This is a genomic window from Caballeronia humi, from assembly GCF_001544475.1.
Lineage (GTDB): Bacteria > Pseudomonadota > Gammaproteobacteria > Burkholderiales > Burkholderiaceae > Caballeronia > Caballeronia humi.
Genome location: NZ_FCNW02000117.1, coordinates 1 through 5939, shown reverse-complemented (window position 1 = coordinate 5939; position 5939 = coordinate 1). Strand labels below are relative to the sequence as shown.

The following is a 5939-nucleotide window of genomic DNA, read 5'->3' as shown; positions in this document are numbered from 1 at the left end:
CAAGGCATTGAAAAATAAGGAATATTTTTGGGGCGCGCTGCGTTATACCAACGAGCAGCGCCAATCGCATGATGGCTGCGGGCCAACAGCCGGCGTCCACCTGTTGGCGACACCACGACACGTCCGTGCCAGCGTCCATGATCGCAAACGAGATTTGCGAAAGCCGCTATCGAAGGCTAGTATCGAACGTGGACATGCAGTTTGTTACGACAAGTGAATTGTCGGTCTATTTGGAGCGTCGAGTCGCACAAATGACAAGCTTTGCAGAAGCGATTCGTACATTCCACAGCGACAGCCAGTCGCGCGACGCTTTTTATGCAGGCATCGATAGCGCACTGGCGGCGAACCGCGTCCCGCGCGCCACCCTCTTCGCGATCCTCGACGAAGAGCACGCTGCGACGCCGCTCCCGCACGACATCTATGCGGCCGTGAAGCGCCGTATCGAGAACACGCCGCACCCCGATCCCCTCGACACTTCCGACGAAACCCGCGTGCAGACGACGCCTTCGGGCGGTTCGTCGCGTCAGTCGGCGTCGCAGGGGGCGTTCGGCAACGGCCAGGTGGTCGCGGAACTGGATCAGGTGAAAGGCGTAGGCGATACGCTCAATGCGCGCTTCGTGCTCGAGGAGTGCCTGGGCGTCGGCGGGATGGGCACGGTGTACAAGGCGCTCGACCTGCGCAAGCTCGAAGCGTCGGACCGGCGGCCCTACGTCGCGATCAAGGTGCTCAACCTGCAGTTTCGCGGCAACCCGAAGTCGCTGATCGCGCTGCAGCGCGAGGCGCGCAAGGCGCAGACGCTCGCGCACCGGAACATCGTCACGGTGTACGACTTCGACCGCGACGGCTCGGTCGTCTACTTGACGATGGAATATCTGTCGGGCCAGCCGCTGTCGCGCATGCTTCGCAACCCGAATTTCAAGGGCATGCCCTTTTCCGAGGCGTTCCCGATCTTCAAGGGCATGGCGAACGCGCTCGCGTACGCGCACGAGCGCGGTTTCGTCCACTGCGACTTCAAGCCGGCGAACGTCTTCCTCACCGATACCGCCGAAGTCAAGGTGATCGATTTCGGCATCGCGCGCGTGTTCCAGCGGCCTGAGGAGGAGACCGAGGCGACCATCTTCGATCCCGGCAGCCTCGGTGCGCTCACGCCCGCGTACGCGAGCCCGGAGATGCTGGAGCACCTGGAGCCCGATCCGCGCGACGACGTCTACGCGCTCGGCTGCATCACCTACGAATTGCTGACCGGCAAGCATCCGTTCGACCGCGTGCCGGCGCTGCAGGCGCGCAGCGCGAACATGAAACCCGCGCGCCCCGGCGATCTCGGCAACAAGCAATGGCGGGCGTTGAAGGCGGCGCTGTCGTTCGACCGCGAGGCGCGCACACCGACCGTCGCGCAGTTTCTCGACGAGTTGAGCGAGGAGCGGCCGGCGGCATCGACGGGCACTTCAAAGAAGGCGCTGATTGGCGGGGCGGCGGTTGCGGCGGCCATTCTGGCGGCAGGCGGCTATTACTTTTACGATCAGTCGAAGAGCAACGAGGAAGCTCCGAAGGAAACGGATGTCGCGGGGAGCGTGGTTGCGCCTGCAACGGCGCCGACGGCGCCCACGCCGCCCGCGCCGCCGTCAGCGCCTGCCGTTGCCGCGGTGCCTGCCGCGCCTCCTGCGCTTACGCTCGACGCAGTCACGCCCGTGCTCGCGGGCGTACCGTGCTCGGCGCTCGTCGCGTCCGTCCACGACAAAACCATCGATGTGCAGGGCTTCGTGTCGGAGCAATACGGCACGACGCGTCTGAAGCAGGTCCTGGCCGCCGTGCCAGGCGCGTCCACGGTCAACCTCGGCGTGACGCAGGTCGCCGAGAGCAAGTGCGACGTGCTGAAAGTCTTCGGCCCGTACTGGAGCGCGAATCATCAGACGGGTCGGCCTGCGTCGCTGCGCACGCGCGCAGCCGGCGCGAAGTTGACCGAAGGCCAGCCGCTCATTCTCGACGTGATGACGCCCGGCTACGATTCCTACGTGAACGTCGATTATTTCCAGCTCGACGGCACCGTGGTGCATCTCGTGCCGAACGAGCGCGCGAAGGACAATCAGGCGCCGCCGCACTACACGGCGACGATCGGCACGATGGGCGACTGGGTGGTCGGCGCGCCGTTCGGATCGGAACTGGTGGTACTGGTGACGACGCCCGCGCCGCTTTTCGATACGCTGCGCCCCGGCAGCGAGCCGAAAGCCGACTATCTGCGCGCGGTCGAGAGCCGCATGACGCAGCTTGCGGGGAAGTACGGCCGCGACCACGTGGCCGTCGATATCGTGCAGATCAGTACGCAGGCGCGCAAGAAGTGAGCGATTGAGCGCTGTTTATCTGCGCGCGGTCGAGCCTTGCACGACGCCGCTTGCGGGCAGTACGTCGCCGTCGATATCGTGCAGATCAATACGCAGGCACAGGAGGTGGGCGATCAGGCGCTTTGTATCTGCGCGCCGCCAGGAGCCGCATGAAGGAGTTTGGGGGGCAAGCAGGACCCCGACGACATACCCTTCGATATCGTGCCGATCAGCGCGCAAGAACTGAACGAAGCGCCGTCTCGGAGCCTATTTCATATCGCGCGCGACGCGGAAACCGTTCTGCGACTGCCGCACGCTTGCGCTGTACTTGAAGCGCGTCGCGGACTGCATGTACGCCGCGCCCTCGCGCCACGAGCCGCCGCGGATCACGCGCACGGAGCAAGCGGGGTCGTCCCAGATGCGGCCGTCGGCGGGGGCGTTCTTGTAGGAGCTGTGCCAGCAGTCGGCGACCCACTCCCAGACGCTGCCGTTCATGTCGAAGAGGCCGTACGGATTCGCCATGAACGAGCCGACGTTGGCGGGACCGTCGGCGGACCACGGGTCGCCGCAGTCCTTGCAGTTCGCGGTGCCTTTTTTCATCGCGTCGCCCCACCAGTGGACGGTGGACGTGCCGCCGCGCGCCGCGTATTCCCACTCGGCCTCGGTCGGCAGCCGGTACGCCTTGCCGCCTACCTTTGCGAGCCATTTCACGTAGACCTGTGCGTCATCCCAACTGACGTTGCGCATCGGCGCATTGTTGGCCGCATTGCCGTCGATGGCGATGCGCGTGCACGCGCCCGCGTCGACGCACGCGTTCCATTGTTCGACGGTGACCTCGTACTTGCCGATCGCGAACGGCTGGCCGATCGACACGCGATGCGGCGGCTTTTCGGCGGGATCGTCAGAATTGCTGCCCATCGTGAAGCTGCCAGGCGAAAGCGGGATCAGCACGGGACACGACGGGCAATCCTTGATCTCTCCGCCGCTCGCGGCTTTTGCGGCGGTTGAGGGGGCGGGGGTTGCGGGGGCGGCTTTGGCCGTTTCAACAGGCGGTGCGGCTGGCTTGGGCTTGGGCGCGGGCGCTGGAGTGGGTGCCGGTGCAGGCGCAGGCGCAGGAGTCGGCGTACGCGCAACAGGCGCCTCCGATTTCGCCCCGCCGGCGCGCAGCCGCTCGATTCGAGCTTTCGCGAGTCCCGCAAACCGGCCGTTCGGGTAAGCCTTCAGATAGGCTTCGTAATCGGCTGGATAGGTGCTGTCCTTGATCGAATCCCAGAAGGTCAGTTCGTATTGTTCGCTGCTGTCCTTCGGCAGGATGCCGCGCGTGCGCATCGTCGACGGTTTCACTTCCTGCAACGACGCGACATCGATTCGCTCGCGCGCAACGCCGAGCTTCACGCGCTGGGTGAGCGTCGATGCAACCCACGGTATCTGACGCCCGCCGGTGCTGCGCGCGACCTTTGATGCCACCGCGCCGAACATCGTTGCGACATCGTCATTGCCCAACGCCCAGGCGCCGAGCAGCGCGGCCGTGTAGACGCCGTGATTATCGCCATCGATCGCGAGCGAACCGGGCGCCGTCGCGTACGCGACCAGCGTGTTCGGGGGCAGCGCGAGCGGACGCATGGCAGCCGCGCCGAACGGATCGTTCAGACAGGTATCGAGGATGACGAGATGGGTTCTCGCGCGGCCTTGGCCCGAGCGCGCCATCTCATCGAGCACGCCTTGCAGCGCGATGCCCTTGGTGACGAGCCGCGCGGGCGAACCGCTGTCGGCATCGACCGGGATCAGCAAGGTGTCACGCGAAGTCCGGATGCCGTGGCCCGCGAAGTAGAGCACGCCCGTGCCGCCCGCCGCGAGCCGGCGATCGAAGTCGGCGAGGGCGTCTTTCATCTGCGCTTCGTTCAGGTTCGCACGGCTGATCACGTCGAAGCCGAGCGAGGCGAGCGCGGTACCCATGCGGCGGGCATCGTCGACGGGGCTCATGAGTGGATGATTGCCGTAGTCCGCATTGCCGATCACGAGCGCGACGCGTTCAGTGGCGGACGAGGGCTCGGGCGCGGGTTTGGGCGCGATCGGCGCCGCTTGCGCGGCCTGGACGCCGATCGCGCCGAATATGCATACGATCAAGAGTTTTCGCCACATATTCACACCCTGTCTATCCGGCATGGAAGATTTTGGCCGACGGCGCGCCCGATGGTCACGCATGTCATGCTCCGGCGCGTGCCGCCGGTTGCGGAACTGGCATCGACAACGATAGCACGCTGATTGGCCGTGCTAAGTCCCTTTGTGCAGGGATTCCTTATGGGGGATTCCATGACATCGGGCGCCTGCAACGCAGGTCGAGTACCCGCACATCGCGCATCTACGTATCTTTTTGACGACTTCCGTTCTAAGCTAAAAGACGACACCCCGGACGAACCGAACGAAGGCGAGGGCGGTGAACACCGCGCGCCGGCACCGATCGTTTTCCGACCTTGCGGGAGGCTGCGTAAACATGCTGAGAAGAACAATACTTGGCGCGCTGGCTTCGATCGCGGCGCTCGCCGCGGACTCGTCGTTTCCTGCGCCGAAACCGCGCACGCCGTCGCCTGCCAATGCCGAGGCGTACATCATCTGGCCGCCGGACGGCGCCGTCCTCTCGGGCGGCAAGCTCTGGGTCCGCATGGGGTTGCGCAACATGGGCGTGTGTCCGAAGGGTATCGACCTGCCGAACGTCGGGCATCACCACCTGCTGATCGATACTGACCTGCCGCCGCTGGATCAGGAGATTCCCTCCGATCGCAATCATCTGCACTACGGTGCGGGCGAGACCGACGCGCGGATCGAATTGCCGCCCGGCAAACATACGCTGCAACTGCTGATGGGCGACCTGAACCACGTGCCGCACGACCCGCCCGTGTATTCGAAGAAGATCACGATCACGATGCGATGACACCGGCACCGCGCATCCGGGCCGAACCCAGCGGAGGGCACACGCCATGAACAAGCTATTCGCCGCCGCCGCGCTCGCGGCATCGCTGTATTGTGGCGTCGCGGCAGCCGGATCGACACCCGCGCCGCCGAACGCGTACGCCTACATCGGCTATCCGAACGACGGCCAGGTGGTGCCGGCCGGGCGTCCGTTCAAGGTGTGGTTCGGGCTGCGCTACATGGGCGTCGCGCCGCGCGGCGTGCAGTATCCGAACACGGGGCATCACCATCTGCTGATCGATACGGACCTGCCGCCGATGGACAAGGAGATTCCCTCCGACCGCAATCATCTGCACTACGGCGCGGGAGAAACGGAGACGCTGCTCGAATTGCCACCCGGCAAGCACACGCTGCAACTGCTGATGGGCGACGACAAGCACATCCCGCACAACCCGCCGGTCTATTCGAAGAAGATCACCATCATCGTCAAATAGCGGGCGTTTCACAGGCGCTCCGCTTTCCACTCCGGGACATCGATCGACGATGCTCCTGCGATTCCGTTCACTCTCAAATCTCCTCCTGACCATGTGTCGCTGAAGGTCCAACACTTCCACACGAAGCTGTTGGGTTTCAGCGATCAGCGTTCGCGCGTATAAGGTCGGCTCGCACTCGTTCCATGTTCGATAAATCCCTTTATTTTCAAAGGCTTGA

5 protein-coding genes are annotated in these 5939 nt (G+C 64.7%); 4 read left to right on the top strand and 1 reads right to left on the bottom strand.

The annotated features are described in order from the left end of the window. On the top strand, nt 1-217 hold a 217-nt coding region (locus AWB65_RS37495; protein ID WP_235008069.1), incomplete at its 5' end, for a hypothetical protein. A gap of 34 nt (nt 218-251) precedes the next feature. Continuing rightward, nucleotides 252-2339, top strand: coding sequence for a serine/threonine protein kinase (locus AWB65_RS33965; RefSeq protein WP_087671162.1), 2088 nt, complete (start codon nt 252-254; stop codon nt 2337-2339). A 246-nt stretch (nt 2340-2585) separates the two neighbouring features. On the opposite strand, the gene AWB65_RS33960 is transcribed toward AWB65_RS33965, so the two are convergent. Continuing rightward, nucleotides 2586-4460 carry an SUMF1/EgtB/PvdO family nonheme iron enzyme gene (locus tag AWB65_RS33960; RefSeq protein WP_087671161.1) on the bottom strand — a complete coding sequence of 625 codons (1875 nt, stop codon included), beginning with the start codon at nt 4458-4460 and terminating at the stop codon, nt 2586-2588. A gap of 352 nt (nt 4461-4812) precedes the next feature. Here AWB65_RS33960 and AWB65_RS33955 point away from each other — a divergent pair, with 352 nt between their 5' ends. Further along, nucleotides 4813-5250 carry a DUF4399 domain-containing protein gene (locus AWB65_RS33955; RefSeq protein ID WP_087660381.1) on the top strand — a complete coding sequence of 146 codons (438 nt, stop codon included), beginning with the start codon at nt 4813-4815 and terminating at the stop codon, nt 5248-5250. A 46-nt stretch (nt 5251-5296) separates the two neighbouring features. Beyond that, on the top strand, nt 5297-5722 hold the full coding sequence (locus AWB65_RS33950; protein ID WP_087660380.1) for a DUF4399 domain-containing protein: 426 nt from the start codon (nt 5297-5299) through the stop codon (nt 5720-5722). Nucleotides 5723-5939: the final 217 nt, after the last annotated feature.

Coding starts and splice junctions, on each gene's coding strand:
- AWB65_RS33965 (WP_087671162.1), top strand. CDS start 252: ATGACAAGCTTTGCAGAAGCGATTCGTACATTCCACAGCGACAGCCAG.
- AWB65_RS33960 (WP_087671161.1), bottom strand. CDS start 4,460: ATGTGGCGAAAACTCTTGATCGTATGCATATTCGGCGCGATCGGCGTC.
- AWB65_RS33955 (WP_087660381.1), top strand. CDS start 4,813: ATGCTGAGAAGAACAATACTTGGCGCGCTGGCTTCGATCGCGGCGCTC.
- AWB65_RS33950 (WP_087660380.1), top strand. CDS start 5,297: ATGAACAAGCTATTCGCCGCCGCCGCGCTCGCGGCATCGCTGTATTGT.